We start from the raw sequence: 16,617 nt of genomic DNA, 5'->3' as shown, positions 1-16,617 counted from the left end.
GCTTACGGCGCAAGCGCGGGATGCTTCAGCGCATGCGCCGTTTCGATCCACTGCTGGTGATACGCCGCATCGTCGCGCTTGAGGCCGAGTTCGCCGTTCTGATACGCCATCGCCAACGCCTGCACGGCTTCTGGCAATTCGTGTTCAGCGGCGTCCTGGTACAGCGCCAGCGCGCGGGCTTCATCGCGCGGCACGCCATCACCGTCACGATACGCATTGGCCAGCATGAACATCGCGGCCGGAATCTCATGGCGCGCGGCACGATCAAACCAGTGCGCGGCCTGCGTCGTGTCGATGGCTGTTCCGTAGCCGCTGCGATACATCACGCCCAAGTAGTATGCGGCGGCAGCATCGCCCTTATCAGCAGATTGGCGCAGCAGGCGCAGCGCACGCGGATAGTCGCGCTCCACACCACCGGTACCAAGCAGCAGCGCCTTGCCCAGCGACAGCTGCGCACCCGCGTCGCTCGGTGCAGCGGTTTCCAGCCAGCGCATCCCTTCGTTACGCAAGGCGCTGTCGTGCGCGCCGAGCAATGCCTCGCCCAACGCGGATTGCGCCGGCACTGAACCGCTGCGCGCGAGCTGACGCAACCGCTGCAGCGCTTCCGGCTCCATCGCTTGCACGACCATCGCGCGCCACGACTCCAGTTGAGTGGCATCCACGGCCGGCGCCTGGCGTGCGTGCGACAGCCAACCGCCGGCCATCACGACAATCGCGAGCGCGGCAGCCACGGTCAGCATCGGCACCGACTGGCGCGGAGATTCCATCGCCGGTGCACCCGCCCATGCAGAACGAAGAGAAGGCATGGCGTGGTCCTCTTACTGCGTCAGGTCGATCTGGTACACCGCGAGGCCCTTGCCCGAGCCGTCATCCGCAGCCACCTGCGTGACGTTGGTGATGCCGGCGGCCGTAGCGCTGGCCAACTTGTTGGGCGCCGACGTGAACTGCACCTGCGCCACCGAGCTGGCCAGCTTCGTGAAGCGCCAGCTGCGCTGCGAGCCGTTGGTGGCGCGCTTCACGCTGCCGATCTTCTTGATGTAGCTGATCAGCACGTCACGGTTGGCATCCGGCGATGCATAGATCGTCTTGCTACCGTCCAGGCCGGGGAAGTTGCCGCCGCCGCTTGCACGGTAGTTGTTGGTCGCCACGATGAACTGCGCCGCCGGGTCGAGCGCCACGCCCTTGTACATCAGGTTCTTGATACGGCTGCCGACCGGCTGCGTGACGTCAATCTCATACGTCAGGTCCGGCGTGGTGAACATGTCGAAGTTGTAGCCCGGGAACGTGCTCACCAGCTTCTGCACCGTCGCTTGCGTCGGGTCGATGGTGTTGAAGCGCTTAGCCGCCGTTTCCAGCCAGTTCTTGATGTCGGAGCCCGCCACCTTCACGGCGTAGACCGTGTTCGGATACAGATACAGGTCGGCTGCGTTGTTGATTGCCAGCGGGCCGGCCGCCACGTCGGTGAAATCGGTGCCGCCACCAAAGCCGCTCTTGAACGGTGCGCTCACCGACAGCACCGGCAGCGACGCGTATTGCGGCAGGTTCGCCTGGATGTACGCCGACACGTAATCGGCTTGCGCTTGGTTGACGATCTCGATCGCGCCCGGGTCGCCCACGTCGGCAAAGTACGTGCTCATGTTGAAGTCGGTGCTGCCCACCGGCGTCTTCACGTAGTTGATCGTCGCCTGGTGTTCGGTGGCGATGGCGGCCGAGACGGTCGGGTCCGCCGCCACGTAGGTCTTGTCGGCGTTCTGGATCGAGCGCGCTTCCACCGTGGTCTGCGTCTTGTCGACGGCCCAGTTCGTGCCGTTGAACGTCAAGCCAAGCTTGATCACGCCGAGGTGCTTGCCCCAGTAGTTCGCCATCACGGTCGGCACGCCGTTCACGGTGCCGGCCACCTTATCCACACCCGGCAGGTTGAACTGGCTGACCGTGCTCTTCGCATCCGGGAAAAGCTGGTGCGAATGGCCGATCAACATGGCGTCGATGCCCGGCACCGTCGACAGCCACCAGCTGCCGTTTTCCATCGTCGGCGAATACGTCGAGTTATCCAGCCCGCCGTGCGAAATCGCCACCACCAGGTCGGCCCCCTTCGCGCGCATTTCCGGGATGTACTTGGCCGCCGTTTCCTTGATGCCGACGGTGTAGACCTTGCCGTCGAGCCAGCGCTTGTCCCAGCTCGTGATGGTGGGCGGCGTAAAGCTGATGATGCCGATCTTGACCGGCGCGCTGATCGTGCTGCCGTCCGGCGCCGTGGCCGTCACCGTCTTGGTGATGATCGTGTACGGCTGGAACAGCGGCGCGTTGGTCTTCGCGCTCATCACGTTGGCCAGCACCTGCGGGAAGGCCGGGCCCGCGCATTTCTTCTGCGTGGCCGGATCGGGCAGGCCATCGACGTTGAACGTATTGCCCGTGACCTGCGACAGATACGGTAGGCCGTAGTTGAACTCGTGATTGCCGATGCCGCCGCCGTCGTACTTGGCGGCGTTCATTACCTTGTAGATCGCCAGCGTCTGGTCGCACGTGACGGGGCTGACCATGGCCTGGTAGTCCGACAGCGCCGTGCCCTGGATGGTGTCGCCGTTATCCAGCAGCAGCGTGTTCGGGAATTGCGCACGCGCCTGGTTGATGAGCGTCGCCACGCGCTCAAAGCCGAGCGAGTTGTCGGCCGCCAGCTTGAAGTAGTCGTACGACAGCACGTTCGTGTGCAGGTCGGTCGTTTCCAGCACGGCCAGCGTGGCCTTGGTGCCGGCCGGGGCGGCGCTGGCAGCAGGCGTGGTGCTGCCGTTCGACGGGGTGTCGTCGCTGCCGCCGCACGCAGCCAGCGTCATCGACATGAAAACAGCAAGCGGCAGCGCCGCCGAACACAACGGTCGGACTCGCATGAACTTCTCCCTGATGTCTATTTTTTGGTCTGCGAACTACGAACTGCTGAATGCGAATTGCGAACTGCGAATTGCTGATGAAGCGAATGACGCGCCGGCCCGCACGCAGGATCGGGGGAACCGTTTGCGCAACGCGAGAGAACAACTGACTGGGCCGGGGAGCACAGAAGCGGAGAAGTATCGAAAGCGTGCATGACGATGCCGTGACCGTCGCATGACATTTATGCGTGGCCTCGGCGGCGTGGAGAACGATGCCGGTTGCGGGTCTCAGCCAGATGGCGGATCGGCAGGGCCAAAAAATCCAAGACGTTTCGTCAACAACGTTAGAATGAGCCCATTTTTCCGCGTAGCCGTTCTATGTCCCAGAAGAAAGCGCCGCTGTTCGAGATCCGCAGCGGCACCGTCGATGCCCTGCTGCTGTCGCCGCGCACCGCCGACATGGACGCCCTGGCCGCCGAACTCACGCGACGCTTTGCCGACACGCCGGAGTTTTTCTCCAACGACGTGATCGCCATCGATGTGCGCCGCCTGGCCGAAGACGAGCGCCTGCCCATCGACCGTTTGGTGGAGACCCTGACCGCGCTGCGTGCCCGCGCGATCGGCGTGGTGGCCAGCCCCGAGCAGGCCGAGTGGGCCCAGGCTTTTGGCCTGCCGCTGCTCGACAGCCACGGCCGTCGCCCGCGCGGTGAGAAGGACGGAAAGGACGCACAGGATGCGCCCGAACACGCCCAAGCCGCAGAAGCACCTGCCCCTACCCCCGCCGTTCCCGCCGCCGATGCCGTGGCCATGCAGCCCGGCACGATGATCGTCGATCGCCCCTTGCGATCCGGCCAGCGCATCTATGCGCGCGGCGACCTCGTCGTGCTGGACCTGGTGAGCGACGGCGCCGAGGTGATCGCCGAGGGCAACATCTACGTGTATGCCTCGCTGCGCGGCCGTGCGCTGGCAGGCGTGAAGGGCAACCTGGACGCGCGCATCTTCTGCACGTGCCTGGAGCCTCAATTGATTTCCATCGCCGGCATCTACCGCACCGGCGAAACCCCGTGGCCCGACGCCTACGCCAGCAAGCCTGCGCAGGTCCGGCTCGCGGACAACACGCTGGTTTTCGAACCGTTGCGGATGAAGTGACGCACCCCGTGCGCCGAGCGATTTAACTTTTCGATATACGAGCCATGACCAAGATCATCGTAGTCACCTCCGGCAAGGGCGGCGTCGGCAAGACGACCACCAGTGCGGCGTTCTCTGCCGGCCTTGCGCTGCGCGGCCACAAGACCGCCGTCATCGATTTCGACGTCGGCCTGCGCAACCTCGACCTCATCATGGGCTGCGAGCGCCGCGTCGTGTATGACCTGATCAACGTGATCCACGGTGAGGCCAACCTGAACCAGGCCCTCATCAAGGACAAGAAGTGCGAGAACCTCTTCATCCTTCCCGCCTCACAAACGCGCGACAAGGACGCGCTCACGCGTGAAGGCGTCGAGAAGGTGATCGAAGGCCTGAAGGAAATGGGCTTCGAATACATCGTCTGCGATTCGCCGGCCGGTATCGAGTCGGGCGCGCTGATGGCGATGTACTTTGCCGACGAGGCCATCGTGGTGACGAACCCGGAAGTCTCTTCCGTGCGTGACTCCGATCGCATCCTGGGCATCCTGTCGTCCAAGTCGCGCCGCGCGGTGGAAGGCAAGGAGCCGATCAAGGAACACCTGCTGCTCACGCGCTACAACCCGAAGCGTGTGTCCGAAGGCGAGATGCTGTCGCTGACCGACATCCAGGAAATCCTGCGCATCAAGCTGATCGGCGTGATTCCGGAATCCGAAGCCGTGCTGCAAGCGTCCAACCAAGGCCTGCCTGCCATCCATCTGGAAGGCTCGGACGTGGCCAACGCGTACCACGACGTGATCGACCGATTCCTGGGCAAGGAAAAGGAACTCCGTTACGTCGAATACAACAAGCCCGGTTTTCTGCAGCGCCTGTTCGGCGGCGGCAAGTAAGGAGACGCCTCAATGTCGATTCTGTCTTTCCTGCTGGGCGAGAAGAAGAAGACTGCAAGCGTTGCCAAGGAACGCCTGCAGATCATCCTCGCCCATGAACGCACCGGCGGCGGTGCTCCGGCCGACTACCTGCCCGCGCTGCAACGCGAGCTGGTGGCGGTGATTTCCAAATACGTGAAGATCGGCAACGACGACATCAAGGTCAACCTCGAGCGCCAGGACAACCTGGAAGTGCTTGAGGTGAAGATCGAGATTCCGCAGGCCTGACCTCGGCCTGCGTCGTTACCTGACGCGAATGATGCGGCCCGCCGGTGCCTCCGGCGCGGCCGGCATCGGCCCCACATAGGCGGCTCTCGGGCGGATCAACTGCCCCGCCGCGCGCTGCTCCAGCGCGTGCGCAATCCAACCCGCCGTTCGCGCCGCGGCAAACAGGCCAAAGCCTGAACCTTCCGGCAGCCTCAGCACGCGGCGGATGGCCACCAGCGCGAAATCCACCGATGGCCCATCGCCGGTCAATCCGGCCACGGCGTCCATCACTGTCTGCAGCCGCTTGCGCACCGCGCCCGTCTTCGGCAAGTGCGCCAGGATGGCTTGCGCGCGTGGGTCGGCCTGGCGATACAGCGGATGGCCAAAGCCCGGCAGCGCATCGCCGCGATCCAGCCGGCGGCGCAATGCCGTTGCCACGGAGCGCTCGCTTTCCAGCTCGCTCAGCAAGGCCTCGACGCGCGCGGTGGTGCCGCCATGCCGGCCACCCGTAAGCGCAGCCAGCCCCGCACTGACCACCGCGCCCAGGCTGGCGCCGGTCGACGCCACCACGCGCGCTGCAAAGCTCGAGGCATTGAGTTCGTGATCGGCGCATAGCACCAATGCGACGCGGATGGCCTCGGCGGCGTGCGCATCAACGTTCCATGCCTGCTGGCATTGCAGGTGCACGGGCGCGGTGTCGGGCTTGCGGCCCAGCATGGCGGCAAACACGACGCGCAGCAGCGCACCGGCATCGCGCGCCGTGCGTGCAGCATCCTGTCGCCACGCGGCTTCGTCCAGCGCCGGCAGGGCAAGCGCGCACAGCGCCATGCAACGTTGGCGGATGTCCGCCTCTGCCAGCGACGTGAGCGCCGCGTACCAACTTTTCGGCAACACAGGCGCGGGTGCGTTGAAGGCGCCCGCTTCTTCGCACTGCCACAGCCGCGCCGCCACGGTTTCCAGCGTGGCGTGTTCGGCCAGTTCCAGCGCCGGCATGCCGCGGTAGAACAACTGCCCATGATCGATGAGCGTGATGGCCGATTCCATGACGGGCAGGCCCCAGTCCAGCGCATGACGCACCACCTGGCGCGGGCGCCGTCCGCCGGAACGCTGATCGGCCAGCCGTGCAACATCGGCCTCGCGGTAGCGGCTGCCGCGTCCGTCTGGCGACGGGTACGCGGCAAGCAGCCCGCGGCTCACATAGGCGTACAGCGTGGGGCGCGAGATGCGCAGGCGCTCGGCGGCTTCGGCGGCATTGAGGTAGGCAGTCATCGGGCCGGATGAAGTGGACGGCAATCGAGGTTGATCAGTCTAGTCAATGTTGACGCTATCGGCCGCGCGGGACTGTAATGGGCGCACCTTGCTTGCGGAGCCCCGCCATGCCGTCACCCGTTGCTGATGTGGTTGATCCTTCCATGCAGACTGTCAGCCCCGCCCGCGCACTGAACCAGTTATGGAACGTGCTCGGGCAGCCGGCCGATGTGCTGTCGCGCGCCACACTCACGGGCGCCGAGCCGGCGCTGCCGTCGTCGTTTGCGGTGGGCACGCTGGCGCAGAGCACCATTGCTGCTGCCGCCCTCGCTGCCGCGCAGGTCGACACGTTGCGCAGCGGGCGGCAGCAAACCGTATCGGTCGACATGCACCACGCCGCGCTGGAGTTCCGCTCCGAGCGCTACTTCCGTGTCGAAGGCCAGTTGCCCCCGGAACCTTGGGACAAGATCGCCGGGCTCTACCGCTGCGGCGATGGCCGCTGGGTGCGCCTGCACACCAACTTTGCGCATCACCGTGACGGTGTGCTGAAGCTGCTCGGCTGCGCGTATGACCGGGCCGCCGTGGCCGCCGCGCTGAATCAATGGAACGCCGAGGCATTTGAAGAGGCGGCGGCGCAGGCCGGCATGGTCGTCACCGCCGCGCGCACGTTTGAAGAGTGGGACGCGCACCCGCAGGGCATGGCCGTCGCCAGCCAGCCGCTGATGACGATCGAACGCATTGGCGATGCGCCACCGCAGCCGCTGGCGGCGCATGCCGACGGCCGACCGCTCTCGGGCGTGCGCGTGCTCGATCTCACGCGCGTGATTGCAGGCCCCGTCTGCGGCCGGACGCTCGCAGCGCATGGGGCCGACGTGCTGCTCGTCACGGGGCCGCATCTGCCGGCGATCCCACCCCTGGTGATCGACACCGGGCGCGGCAAGCGCTCCGCGCAGCTCGACTTGCGCGACGCGGCCGGTGCGGGGCAACTCCGCACGCTGCTGCGCGACGCCGATATCTTCGTGCAGGGCTATCGACCGGGTGGCCTGGCGGCGCTGCAGTTTGGTCCGGAGCAGATTGCCGCGCTGCGCCCAGGCATCGTCTACGTCAGCCTGTGCGCATACGGCTATGACGGCCCGTGGGCCAATCGCCGAGGCTTCGATTCGCTCGTGCAGACCGCCAGCGGTTTCAACTGGGCCGAAGCGCAAGCCGCCGGTGAGGCCAAGCCGCGTCCGCTGCCCGCTCAGGCGCTCGACCACGGCGCTGGCTACCTGATGGCGGCTGGCGCGATGACGGCGCTCGCACGCCGCATGACGGAGGGCGGCAGCTGGCACGTGCGTGTGTCGCTCGCGCAGACGGCGCATTGGCTGCGCAGCTTCGGCCGCATGGCCAACGGGTTCGATGCGGCCGACCCGCGCTATGAAGAGATCGGTGCGTATCTGGAAACGTCGCCGTCTGGCTTTGGCGCGCTCACCGCGCTGCGCCACGCGGGGCAGCTCTCTGACACGCCGCCGCACTGGACGCTGCCCAGCGTGCCGCTGGGGACGCATCCCGCGCGGTGGTAGCATTCGCGCCTACCGTTTTCTCTGCCCGCGCCTGATACTCCGGGCGCACATGGCCCGCCGATGCTCAGTTACCGTCACGCCTTCCACGCCGGCAATCACGCCGATGTCCTCAAGCACGCCGTGCTTGTGCAGATGCTCGATTACCTCACGCAGAAGGACAAGCCGTTCTGGTACATCGACACGCATGCTGGCGCCGGCCTCTACGCGCTGGATCACGAATGGGCGCAGAAGAAGGCCGAATTCGATACCGGCATTGGCCCGCTGTGGCGCGCCGCCGAAGCGGGCGAAACGCTACCGCCCCTGCTCGATGCATACCTCGACCAGGTGCGCGAGCTGAACCCGAACGGTGAACTCCGGCACTACCCCGGCTCGCCGTGGCTGGCGTGGCAGATGCTGCGCGACGCCGATCGCCTGCGCCTGTTCGAGCTGCACAGCTCCGAAATCAAGGTGCTGTCCAACAACTTCCGCGGTGCCGGCCGCAAGGTCATGCTGTACGACGGCGACGGCTTTGCCGGCATCAAGGCGATCCTGCCGCCGCCGCCGCGCCGTGCGCTGGTGCTGATCGATCCGTCCTTCGAAGACAAGCAGGACTACGCCCGCACCGTGCAGGCCCTGCAAGACAGCCTGCAGCGCTTCGCCACCGGCATGTATGCGGTCTGGTATCCGCTCGTGCAGCGGCGCGAAGCCGCGCAGTTTCCCTCGCGTCTGAAGCAGTTGCGACCGGCGGACTGGCTGCACGTCACGCTCACGGTCAAGCACCCGGTCGAGGGTGGCCTCGGCCTGCACGGCAGCGGCATGTTCATCGTCAACCCGCCGTGGACGCTGAAGGCGCAACTGCAGGAAGCCATGCCGACGCTGGTGCGCCTGCTCGGCCAGGACGACGGCGCCAAGTTCATGCTGGAAGGCGAATCGAGCTGAGGCTTGAGGCTATCGCCTCGCGCGGGCCATACCGTCAGACATCGTCGGGCGCGGTTTGCGCCGGATGCGATTCCAGCGGATAGCGGCGCAAGTCCGCCGCGACATGCGCAATGCGCTCAGCCGCCTGCGTTGCCTCTCGTACCCCGCTGGCACCCAGCACGCGCGCCGTCTCGGTCGCGTGGATCTGCTGGCGCAGTGGCGCCATCCAAAGTTCGTCCATATACACCGGCTCGGCTGACTGCTGCGCTTCGCTTTCGGGCGGCGGCGCCAGCTTGGCTGGGTTGACGGGCTGGAACATCTTTCTCGGCACGCGCTGCGCGAATTCGGCGGAGACGACCGCTGTCGGCTCCCAGATCGCGTTGTTCGGATACCGGAAATCGGGCCCGAGCCGTTTCATCTGGCGGTCCAGGTCTTTTTGTATGCGCTGCTGGTGCTTGGCCTGAAGCATGTGCATTTCTGCGTGGGCATCGGCGCCCGTGGTTTTGTCGTAATGGTGCTCGATTGCGGTGTCGCGTTCGTTCGCAGTAAAGGCGCCGTCTTCGGCGAAGATGGCCGGGCCTTTGCCCCATGCGTCCATCACGATGTCATGCGCGCGGCTTGAGGTTTCGCCATGTAACTCTGCCCAGACGTGATCCACGATTTTGCTGCTGACGGCCTGGACGCGCTCACCGTCTTCCAGTTTGGCAGCGTGAAGAAACGCTGCCACGTTGGCGTGGTCGCCACAATTGCCGGCCTGTGCCGCCATGGCGCCTGCTGCGGCCCGGACTTCGGCAGAGTACTTGAACAGGGGACTTTTCTTCGGGATGCAGGTTCCGGGCAGGTACTTCCTCCCGAGGCGCCGGCCGGCCACAGTCCGGATCGTGCTCTGGCCGTTGCTGTCGCGGATGTCGTCAGACACGTTGCCGCGACCATGCGCCAGCGCCTGGCGCGTCTCCATGACCGTCGCATTGGCTTGCTTCAACCGTTCAAGCTCGCGGCCCTCGACGGGACGACCGTCGATCTGCCGGGCCAGCAGGTAGCCACCCAGTTGGCATTCGCTGTCCGACAGCGCAGTCCGCGCAGTGAGCACCTCATGTTGCGGCGACGCCGTGATGCTGACCTGCCGCCCAGAAGCGCCCGGCCGCTGTGCCAGATCCTGCAATGCGCCGGATGCACGGCGGGGTGTGCGTGCCGTCGGGGCGGCGGCGTGTTCGATCGGACTGGAGGACGCCGGGTCTGCGGCAGGCTCCGCCGGACGGATGCCACTCAGGGCGGGTGCGCGTGCGGAATGCATTCGGCCTCGGGATCGTTTGGATCAGGAATTCTCGGGCGCGGTCTGCGCAGGGTGCGATGCCAGCGGATAGTTCTCCAGATCCGCCGCCACCTGGGCGATGCGTGCAGCTGCTTGCGTGACTTCCCGTACGCCGCTGGCGCCCAAGGCCCGCGCGGTTTGCGTGGCGTGAATTTCCTGACGCAACGGTGCCATCCGGGGTTCGCCAGCGCGTATCCGTTCTTTCGCCTGCCGCACGAGGCGTCGGTCTTTCGGTGCCAGCTTGGCAGCGTCCGGTGCCGCAGACATCTTCTGGCTGACGCGTGCTGCGAACTCGCTGGAGATGACTGGCGTGACGGCAAAGATCGCACCGTCCCCAATCCGGAAATCGGGCCCCAGATGCTCCATCACCACGTGCAGATTGGTCTGCATCTGCTGATGGTGATCGCGCTGGAGTTCGCTCATGTCCGCATGGGCCTTGGCACCCGTGCTCTGGTCGTACTCGCGCGCGATCCCGATGTCGTGTTGGCCCCCCGCGAATTCACCATCCACCGCAAAAATGGCGGGGCCTTTGCCCCACGGGTCCATGACGATGTCGTGCTCTGGGTCGCGCGCCCTGGCGGCGTGCCACTGCGCCCAGCGGTGGTCGATTGTCGTGCTGCCCACGGCATATGCGTATTCGCCGCTGCCCAGCTTGGCGGCATGCAGAAACGCCGCGACGTTGGCATGCTCGCCGCAATTGCCCGCCTGCGCTGCCATGGCGCTCGCCGCGATGCTGACCTCAGGACCGTAGTTGGATGGAAGCTGTGTCCTCACGATACGGCCAGCCACCGCCCGGATCGTGCTCTGGCCGTTGCTGTCTTGGATATCGTCGACGACATTGCCGCGGCCATGCGCCAGGGCCTGGCGGGTCTCCATGACGGTTTCGTTAGCGAGCTTGAGCCGGTCGAGCGCCCTGCCCTCCACCGGGCGGCCGTCGATCTGGCGGCCTTGTACGTAGCCGCCGAGTTGGCACTCGCCGTCGGACAGCGCCCTGCGCGTGTCGGGCGCCAGGGCCCGGATCTCGACCTGCCGCTCACGCATGCGTTGGGCGTCAAAGCTGGCCAGGCCCTGCAACGTCACCGGCGCACGGCGCGGCGCGTGGGTGGCCGACTCGGCCGGGTGGCCGGTTGAAGTGGAAGCGCGCTCTTCGGCCGGCGACGTCGGACGGAGGCAGCTTAGGATCGATCGCAATGGGGACGGCATGGGCAGCTCCGGCTTCTGTGGCCCGCAAGATACGCGGCGGCGCAGGTAGCTTAGGAGCGCTGCCGTGCGCGCTTGTGCTGCCGTGCGAAGCCATGACGCCATGGCCGAAGCCGCCATGTCACTCCCCTGCCACATGCCCGTGCTACCTAGTCGGGCTTAGACTTGCACTGCGCTGTCCGTGCGCAGCGCCCCTCTCGGCACTCTCGGCAAGATCGGCAGGAGCAACACACCATGAGCGAACGCGACGCAGCCCGGCAGGCGCGCCTGCAGGAAGACCTCCTCGACACGCTGGACGAGGAGCTGGAGATGGAAATCGACGACCACCTGCTCGGCGGCGGCGAAGGCATCAGCGAGGAAGCGCGCGAAACGCGGCGCATGTACTTCCGCGAGCTGTTCCGCCTGCAAGGCGAACTCGTCAAGCTGCAGGACTGGGTGATCGAGACCGGCCACCGGCTGGTGGTGATCTTCGAAGGGCGCGATGCCGCCGGCAAGGGCGGCGCCATCAAGCGCATCACGCAGCGGCTGAACCCACGCGTGTGCCGCGTGGCCGCGCTGCCGGCGCCCACCAACCGCGAACGCACGCAGTGGTATTTCCAGCGCTACGTAGCGCATCTGCCCGCCGCCGGTGAAATCGTCCTGTTCGATCGCAGCTGGTACAACCGCGCCGGCGTCGAGCGCGTGATGGGCTTTTGCACCGACGAGGAATACGAAGAGTTCTTCCGCTCCGTGCCCGAGTTCGAAAAGATGCTCGTGCGCTCCGGCATCCAGATCGTCAAGTACTGGTTCTCCGTTACGGATGAAGAGCAGGAAGTGCGGTTCCAGAGCCGCATCGACGATCCGCTCAAGCAGTGGAAGCTGAGCCCGATGGACCTGGAGAGCCGCCGCCGCTGGGAAGCCTATACGCAGGCCAAGGAGGCGATGCTCGAGCGCTCGCACATTCCCGAATCGCCGTGGTGGGTCGTGCTGGCCGACGACAAGAAGCGCGCGCGCCTGAACTGCATCCACCATCTGCTGGGGCAGGTGCCTTACCACCCGGTGCCGCATCCGCCGGTGCTGTTGCCCGAGCGCGTGCACCACGCGGAGTACATCCGCCATCCGGTGCCCGAAGACATGATCGTGCCGAACGTCTACTGAACCGGCGGCAACGCCATCGGAGAAACAATAAAGGGCGGCCTGCGCGGTCGCCCTTTTTCGTTGAATGCGCGCGTTCAGATATTCAGAAGATTGCGCGGAACAGCCAGTACAAGCCGCCCGCCAGCACGATCGATGCGGGCAGCGTCAGCACCCAGGCCAGCAGCAGGCTGCGCACGGTATTCCACTGCAGCCCCGAGCCGTTGGCCGCCATCGTGCCCGCCACGCCGGACGACAGCACATGCGTGGTCGATACCGGCAGGCCATACGCATCGGCCGCGCCGATCGTCACCATGGCCACCAGTTCGGCCGACGCGCCCTGCCCGTACGTCAGGTGCTGCTTGCCGATCTTCTCGCCCACGGTGATGACGATGCGCTTCCAGCCCACCATCGTGCCCAGGCCAAGCGCAATCGCCACGGCCACCTTCACCCACGTGGGGATGAACTTCGTGGCGTGGTCGAGCTGGTGCTTGTAGTTGTCGATGACGGCCTGGTCGTCCTTGGCGATGGCGGGCTGGCCGCTCTTCTTGAGCAGGCGGATGGCCTCGGACGCCAGGTACATGTTGTTACGCACGTTATCCACTTCGTTCTGCGGCACGGCGGCAATCGAGCCCGTCTCACCGACCTGCGCGGCGATGCTGTTCGTCAACGCCTGCACGGCCGGCAGCGTGGCCGGCGTCAGCACGCGCTTCTGCACATAGGCCTCCACATCGGCACGCGGATTGGCTGACGGCGCCACCCCGTTGGCGTACTTGCCAAACGTGTCCGCAGCGTGGTGTGACACCGCCAGGAAGGTCTGCGTCTCGGCCGGGGTGACGGCGCGATTGAGCGCGTAGACGGTAGGCACCGTGCCGATCAGGATCAGCATGATCAGGCCCATGCCCTTCTGCCCGTCGTTGGAGCCGTGCGCGAACGACACGCCCGTGCATGTGAGGATGAGCAGCGCGCGGATCCAGAACGGCGGCGGCTGGTTGCCCTCGGGCTCGGCATAGAGGGCGGGCACGCGTACCGCGGCCTTCAGCACCCACAGCAGCAGCCCTGCTAGCAGAAACCCGATGATGGGCGAAAACAGCAGCGACTTGCCCACGCCCAGCGCCTGGCTCCAGTCCACGCCACTGGTGCCGTTCGCGCCGTGCAGGAGCTGGTTCATCAGGCCCACGCCGATGATCGAACCGATGAGCGTGTGCGAGCTGGAAGACGGCAGCCCCAGATACCACGTCGCCAGGTTCCAGATGATGGCCGCGATCAGCAGCGCAAACACCATCGCAAAGCCCGAGTGGCTGCCCACTTGCAGGATCAGCTCCACCGGCAGCAGTTGCAGGATGCCGAAGGCCACGGCCCCGCTGGACACCATCACGCCCGCAAAATTCCACACACCCGACCACACCACCGCCAGGTGCGGCGACAGCGAATGCGTGTAGATGACCGTGGCCACCGCATTGGCCGTGTCATGAAACCCGTTGACGAACTCGAAGCCCAGCGCGATCAGCAGCGCAATGCCCAGCAGTACGAACGGCAACGCCGAGCGGGTGGACACGCCCTCCAGATCGGTCACCAGATGGCTCACCACGTAGGCGGCGCCCCCCGCCAGCATCAGCAGGAAGGCTGCAATACCAAGGTTGCGGAAGCGCCCGGGCACGGCCCCGGGCTGGACGGAGAGGGGATGCGACATGACGGGTCACCAGGAAGGGGGCTGGGTGACCGATTCTAGGAGCCGAGCTTGTGCACTAGGTGACGGTTTCGTGTCGAATCCGTGTCCGTTGATTGCCGGAAATTACACCGTCGGCCGGATCTCGAAACCGGGGACCGGCGCTTCATGCTCACCCGTTGCCACATCCAGCTGCGTCACCTGGGCGCTGTCCGGGCCCTCCCACATCCATTCCCGCATGCTGAGCACATTGGCCTCGGGGCCGGCCAAAAAGGCTTCGACGGCGCCGTCGCGACGGTTGCGTACCCAGCCACGCAGGCCGAGCAGCCTGGCCCGGTTGGCACACGCAGCGCGGTAACCGACCCCTTGCACGCGGCCCTGTACGGTAACGATCACTTGCGCAATGGCGGACATGGCAGGCCTCCGAAGCAAACGGCAGGTGATGTGTTGGGTAAAACATGACAAACCGGCGCTGTCGCATCTCTGTCACATTTCTGGAATGTGACGTCGTCAGACTGACAACCGCGCGGCGGGCTCTGACGTTACGCAAGGTAAACTAGGCGGCTTGCCGCCGGGTGCCAAGCAACGCTTGCGCAAAGCACCGCGCCCAGCCCCGTAGTACGCCATGCCATGTATTGCGCCTCGGCTCAGGCCTTGAGGCGCCCGAATTTCGTCCGCGGTTTCCGTCCCGGTTATCCAAGATGCAGCAGAACGACAACGAAACCACCATCCGGGGCCGCTTGGGTACCACCTTCGGTACCAACCTTGGCGTCAATTTCGGCAACCTGCTGACGGCGCCGCCCAACCGGTTCGACCTGGCCCTGCTGCCGATCATCCTGGCCGCCATCGTGCTCGTGGCCTACGCCGCCAAGCAGATGAACGTGCCCTACACGCCGGGCGAACATCTGGACGTCAGCCTCGACGTCATTGAACTGCCCTATTACCTGTTGCGCACCAGCATCCGCATGCTGCTGGCGCTGGGCGCGTCGCTGGCGTTCTCGTTTGCGTTTGCCGCCATTGCGTCCAAGAACCGCACGGCCGAAAAGGTGATGGTGCCGGCGCTCGACATCCTGCAATCGATTCCGGTGCTGGGTTTCCTGTCCATCACCGTTACGGGCTTCATCGCGCTGTTCCCGGGCAACCTCGTCGGCGTGGAATGCGCGGCCATCTTCGCCATCTTCACGTCGCAGGCGTGGAACATGGCGTTCTCGTTGCACCAATCGTTTCGCACCATCCCGACCGACCTGGAAGAGGCGGCCACGGTGTTCCGCCTGTCGAAGTGGCAGCGCTTCTGGCGCCTCGAAGTGCCGTTCGCCATGCCGGGCCTGCTGTGGAACATGATGATGTCGATGTCGGGCGGCTGGTTCTTCGTGGTGGCGTCGGAGGCCATCTCGGTCTCGGGCCACGACATCAAGCTGCCGGGCATCGGCTCGTACATTTCTCTGGCGATCCAGCAGCAGAACCTGCCGGCCATCGGCTGGGCCATCCTGGCCATGCTGATCGGCATCATCCTGTACGACCAAGTGCTGTTCCGCCCGCTGATTGCCTGGGCAGACCGCTTCCGCTTCGACTCGATGTCGTCGGAGCGCGAGCCGCAATCGTGGCTGCTCGACCTGCTGCGCCGCTCCGAGTGGGTCAAGGCGCTGCTGGAGCGCACCGCCGCACTGGCCGAGCGCACGCTGTCCTGGGGTGCCGAACGCACGCGGCCCACTGCGGCCCCCGGCAACGGATTCCTGCCGCGCTTCCCGTGGTCGCACCGCATCGCCGATGTCGTCATCATCCTGGCCGCGCTGATGGCGGTGGCGCACGTGCTGCAATTCGTGCGCTCCGAGGTGGGCTGGGCCGAGGTCGGCCACGTCTTCTGGCTCGGCTTCCTGACCATGGTGCGCGTGATCCTGCTGATTGCGCTGGCCGCGCTGGTGTGGGTGCCGATCGGCATCCGCATCGGCCTGAACCCGAACGTGGCACGCATCGCCCAGCCGGTGGCGCAGTTCCTGGCGGCGTTCCCGGCCAACCTGATGTTCCCGCTGGCGGTGATGCTCATCGCGCGCTTCGCGCTCAACCCGGAAATCTGGTTGAGCCCGCTGATGATTTTCGGCACGCAGTGGTACATCCTGTTCAACGTGATTGCCGGCGCGTCGGCCATCCCGACCGAACTCAAACTGGCGGCCCGCAACTTCGGCCTGCGCGGCTGGCTGCTGTGGAAGCGCTTCCTCATCCCCGCCGTGTTCCCCAATCTGCTGACCGGCCTGGTGACGGCGGCCGGCGGCTCGTGGAACGCCAGCATCGTCTCCGAATATGTGTCCTGGGGCGACCGCACGCTGGTGGCCACGGGCCTGGGCAGCTACATCGCCGAGATGACATCGAAGGGCGACTTCCCGCGTATTGCGCTGGGCATTGCCGTGATGAGCCTGTTCGTGGTCGGCTTCAACCGGCTGCTGTGGAACCGCCTGTATGACATCGCGCAAGAGCGCACTCGCCTCTAAAAACAGAC

Annotated in this window: 15 protein-coding genes; 8 read left to right on the top strand and 7 right to left on the bottom strand. The window is 65.8% G+C overall.

What is annotated here, in order from left to right; all coding sequences use genetic code 11:
* Positions 1-2: 2 nt before the first annotated feature.
* Positions 3-806 carry a tetratricopeptide repeat protein gene (locus R2669_RS14405; protein WP_316900762.1) on the bottom strand — a complete coding sequence of 268 codons (804 nt, stop codon included), beginning with the start codon at positions 804-806 and terminating at the stop codon, positions 3-5.
* 12 nt (positions 807-818) lie between these two features.
* Positions 819-2,885 carry a bifunctional 2',3'-cyclic-nucleotide 2'-phosphodiesterase/3'-nucleotidase gene (locus R2669_RS14400; protein ID WP_316900760.1) on the bottom strand — a complete coding sequence of 689 codons (2,067 nt, stop codon included), beginning with the start codon at positions 2,883-2,885 and terminating at the stop codon, positions 819-821.
* On the opposite strand from R2669_RS14400, the gene R2669_RS14395 reads away from it, so the two are divergent.
* The 4 genes from R2669_RS14395 to minE all read left to right on the top strand — a co-directional run bounded on the left by R2669_RS14395 (position 2,884) and on the right by minE (position 5,143).
* On the top strand, positions 2,884-3,081 hold the full coding sequence (locus R2669_RS14395; protein WP_316889104.1) for a hypothetical protein: 198 nt from the start codon (positions 2,884-2,886) through the stop codon (positions 3,079-3,081). The two genes, R2669_RS14400 and R2669_RS14395, sit on opposite strands and share 2 nt — an antisense overlap.
* Positions 3,082-3,242: 161 nt before the next feature.
* Positions 3,243-4,013: a septum site-determining protein MinC gene (gene minC / locus R2669_RS14390; RefSeq protein ID WP_316900758.1), complete on the top strand. Its 771-nt coding sequence runs from the start codon at positions 3,243-3,245 to the stop codon at positions 4,011-4,013.
* Positions 4,014-4,057: 44 nt separating this feature from the next.
* A complete protein-coding gene (minD, locus tag R2669_RS14385; protein ID WP_009239512.1) occupies positions 4,058-4,876 on the top strand; it encodes a septum site-determining protein MinD in 819 nt (272 codons plus the stop codon).
* Positions 4,877-4,888: 12 nt separating this feature from the next.
* Positions 4,889-5,143 (top strand): cell division topological specificity factor MinE, encoded by a 255-nt coding sequence (gene minE, locus R2669_RS14380; RefSeq protein ID WP_147214336.1) that lies wholly within the window; start codon positions 4,889-4,891, stop codon positions 5,141-5,143.
* Positions 5,144-5,158: 15 nt separating this feature from the next.
* Here minE and R2669_RS14375 read toward each other — a convergent pair whose 3' ends face one another.
* Positions 5,159-6,391 (bottom strand): citrate synthase family protein, encoded by a 1,233-nt coding sequence (locus R2669_RS14375; protein ID WP_316900756.1) that lies wholly within the window; start codon positions 6,389-6,391, stop codon positions 5,159-5,161.
* Positions 6,392-6,498: 107 nt separating this feature from the next.
* Between R2669_RS14375 and R2669_RS14370 the strand changes: the two genes are divergently transcribed.
* Both R2669_RS14370 and R2669_RS14365 read left to right on the top strand, forming a co-directional pair.
* On the top strand, positions 6,499-7,932 hold the full coding sequence (locus R2669_RS14370; protein ID WP_316900754.1) for a CoA transferase: 1,434 nt from the start codon (positions 6,499-6,501) through the stop codon (positions 7,930-7,932).
* A gap of 60 nt (positions 7,933-7,992) precedes the next feature.
* A complete protein-coding gene (locus R2669_RS14365; protein ID WP_147214338.1) occupies positions 7,993-8,850 on the top strand; it encodes a 23S rRNA (adenine(2030)-N(6))-methyltransferase RlmJ in 858 nt (285 codons plus the stop codon).
* Between the two features lie 34 nt (positions 8,851-8,884).
* Here R2669_RS14365 and R2669_RS14360 read toward each other — a convergent pair whose 3' ends face one another.
* On the bottom strand, positions 8,885-10,123 hold the full coding sequence (locus tag R2669_RS14360) for an AVRPPHE avirulence protein (protein ID WP_147214339.1): 1,239 nt from the start codon (positions 10,121-10,123) through the stop codon (positions 8,885-8,887).
* Positions 10,124-10,144: 21 nt separating this feature from the next.
* Positions 10,145-11,344, bottom strand: a complete 1,200-nt coding sequence (locus R2669_RS14355; protein ID WP_147214340.1) for an AVRPPHE avirulence protein — start codon at positions 11,342-11,344, stop codon at positions 10,145-10,147.
* A gap of 231 nt (positions 11,345-11,575) precedes the next feature.
* Between R2669_RS14355 and ppk2 the strand changes: the two genes are divergently transcribed.
* Positions 11,576-12,478, top strand: coding sequence for a polyphosphate kinase 2 (gene ppk2, locus R2669_RS14350; RefSeq protein WP_027678801.1), 903 nt, complete (start codon positions 11,576-11,578; stop codon positions 12,476-12,478).
* Between the two features lie 82 nt (positions 12,479-12,560).
* On the opposite strand, the gene R2669_RS14345 is transcribed toward ppk2, so the two are convergent.
* Complete coding sequence (locus R2669_RS14345; protein ID WP_316900752.1) at positions 12,561-14,147, bottom strand: inorganic phosphate transporter; 1,587 nt, start codon at positions 14,145-14,147, stop codon at positions 12,561-12,563.
* A 102-nt stretch (positions 14,148-14,249) separates the two neighbouring features.
* Positions 14,250-14,537, bottom strand: a complete 288-nt coding sequence (locus tag R2669_RS14340; protein WP_316900750.1) for an acylphosphatase — start codon at positions 14,535-14,537, stop codon at positions 14,250-14,252.
* A gap of 287 nt (positions 14,538-14,824) precedes the next feature.
* Between R2669_RS14340 and R2669_RS14335 the strand changes: the two genes are divergently transcribed.
* Positions 14,825-16,609: an ABC transporter permease gene (locus tag R2669_RS14335; protein ID WP_316900748.1), complete on the top strand. Its 1,785-nt coding sequence runs from the start codon at positions 14,825-14,827 to the stop codon at positions 16,607-16,609.
* Positions 16,610-16,617 lie beyond the last annotated feature (8 nt).

The sequence above is a fragment of the Ralstonia edaphi genome, assembly GCF_958350185.1.
GTDB lineage: Bacteria > Pseudomonadota > Gammaproteobacteria > Burkholderiales > Burkholderiaceae > Ralstonia > Ralstonia edaphi.
Note: the sequence above shows the minus strand (reverse complement) of the source record. Positions and strands in the feature narration are given on the sequence as shown.

Bases quoted from the DNA above. Each gene is read 5' to 3' on its own strand.
- R2669_RS14370 (WP_316900754.1), top strand. From the start codon at position 6,499: ATGCCGTCACCCGTTGCTGATGTGGTTGATCCTTCCATGCAGACTGTC.
- minC (WP_316900758.1), top strand. From the start codon at position 3,243: ATGTCCCAGAAGAAAGCGCCGCTGTTCGAGATCCGCAGCGGCACCGTC.
- R2669_RS14365 (WP_147214338.1), top strand. From the start codon at position 7,993: ATGCTCAGTTACCGTCACGCCTTCCACGCCGGCAATCACGCCGATGTC.
- R2669_RS14360 (WP_147214339.1), bottom strand. From the start codon at position 10,123: ATGCATTCCGCACGCGCACCCGCCCTGAGTGGCATCCGTCCGGCGGAG.
- R2669_RS14355 (WP_147214340.1), bottom strand. From the start codon at position 11,344: ATGCCGTCCCCATTGCGATCGATCCTAAGCTGCCTCCGTCCGACGTCG.
- R2669_RS14395 (WP_316889104.1), top strand. From the start codon at position 2,884: ATGAACTTCTCCCTGATGTCTATTTTTTGGTCTGCGAACTACGAACTG.
- R2669_RS14375 (WP_316900756.1), bottom strand. From the start codon at position 6,391: ATGACTGCCTACCTCAATGCCGCCGAAGCCGCCGAGCGCCTGCGCATC.
- minE (WP_147214336.1), top strand. From the start codon at position 4,889: ATGTCGATTCTGTCTTTCCTGCTGGGCGAGAAGAAGAAGACTGCAAGC.
- R2669_RS14400 (WP_316900760.1), bottom strand. From the start codon at position 2,885: ATGCGAGTCCGACCGTTGTGTTCGGCGGCGCTGCCGCTTGCTGTTTTC.
- R2669_RS14405 (WP_316900762.1), bottom strand. From the start codon at position 806: ATGCCTTCTCTTCGTTCTGCATGGGCGGGTGCACCGGCGATGGAATCT.
- R2669_RS14345 (WP_316900752.1), bottom strand. From the start codon at position 14,147: ATGTCGCATCCCCTCTCCGTCCAGCCCGGGGCCGTGCCCGGGCGCTTC.
- R2669_RS14340 (WP_316900750.1), bottom strand. From the start codon at position 14,537: ATGTCCGCCATTGCGCAAGTGATCGTTACCGTACAGGGCCGCGTGCAA.
- minD (WP_009239512.1), top strand. From the start codon at position 4,058: ATGACCAAGATCATCGTAGTCACCTCCGGCAAGGGCGGCGTCGGCAAG.
- ppk2 (WP_027678801.1), top strand. From the start codon at position 11,576: ATGAGCGAACGCGACGCAGCCCGGCAGGCGCGCCTGCAGGAAGACCTC.
- R2669_RS14335 (WP_316900748.1), top strand. From the start codon at position 14,825: ATGCAGCAGAACGACAACGAAACCACCATCCGGGGCCGCTTGGGTACC.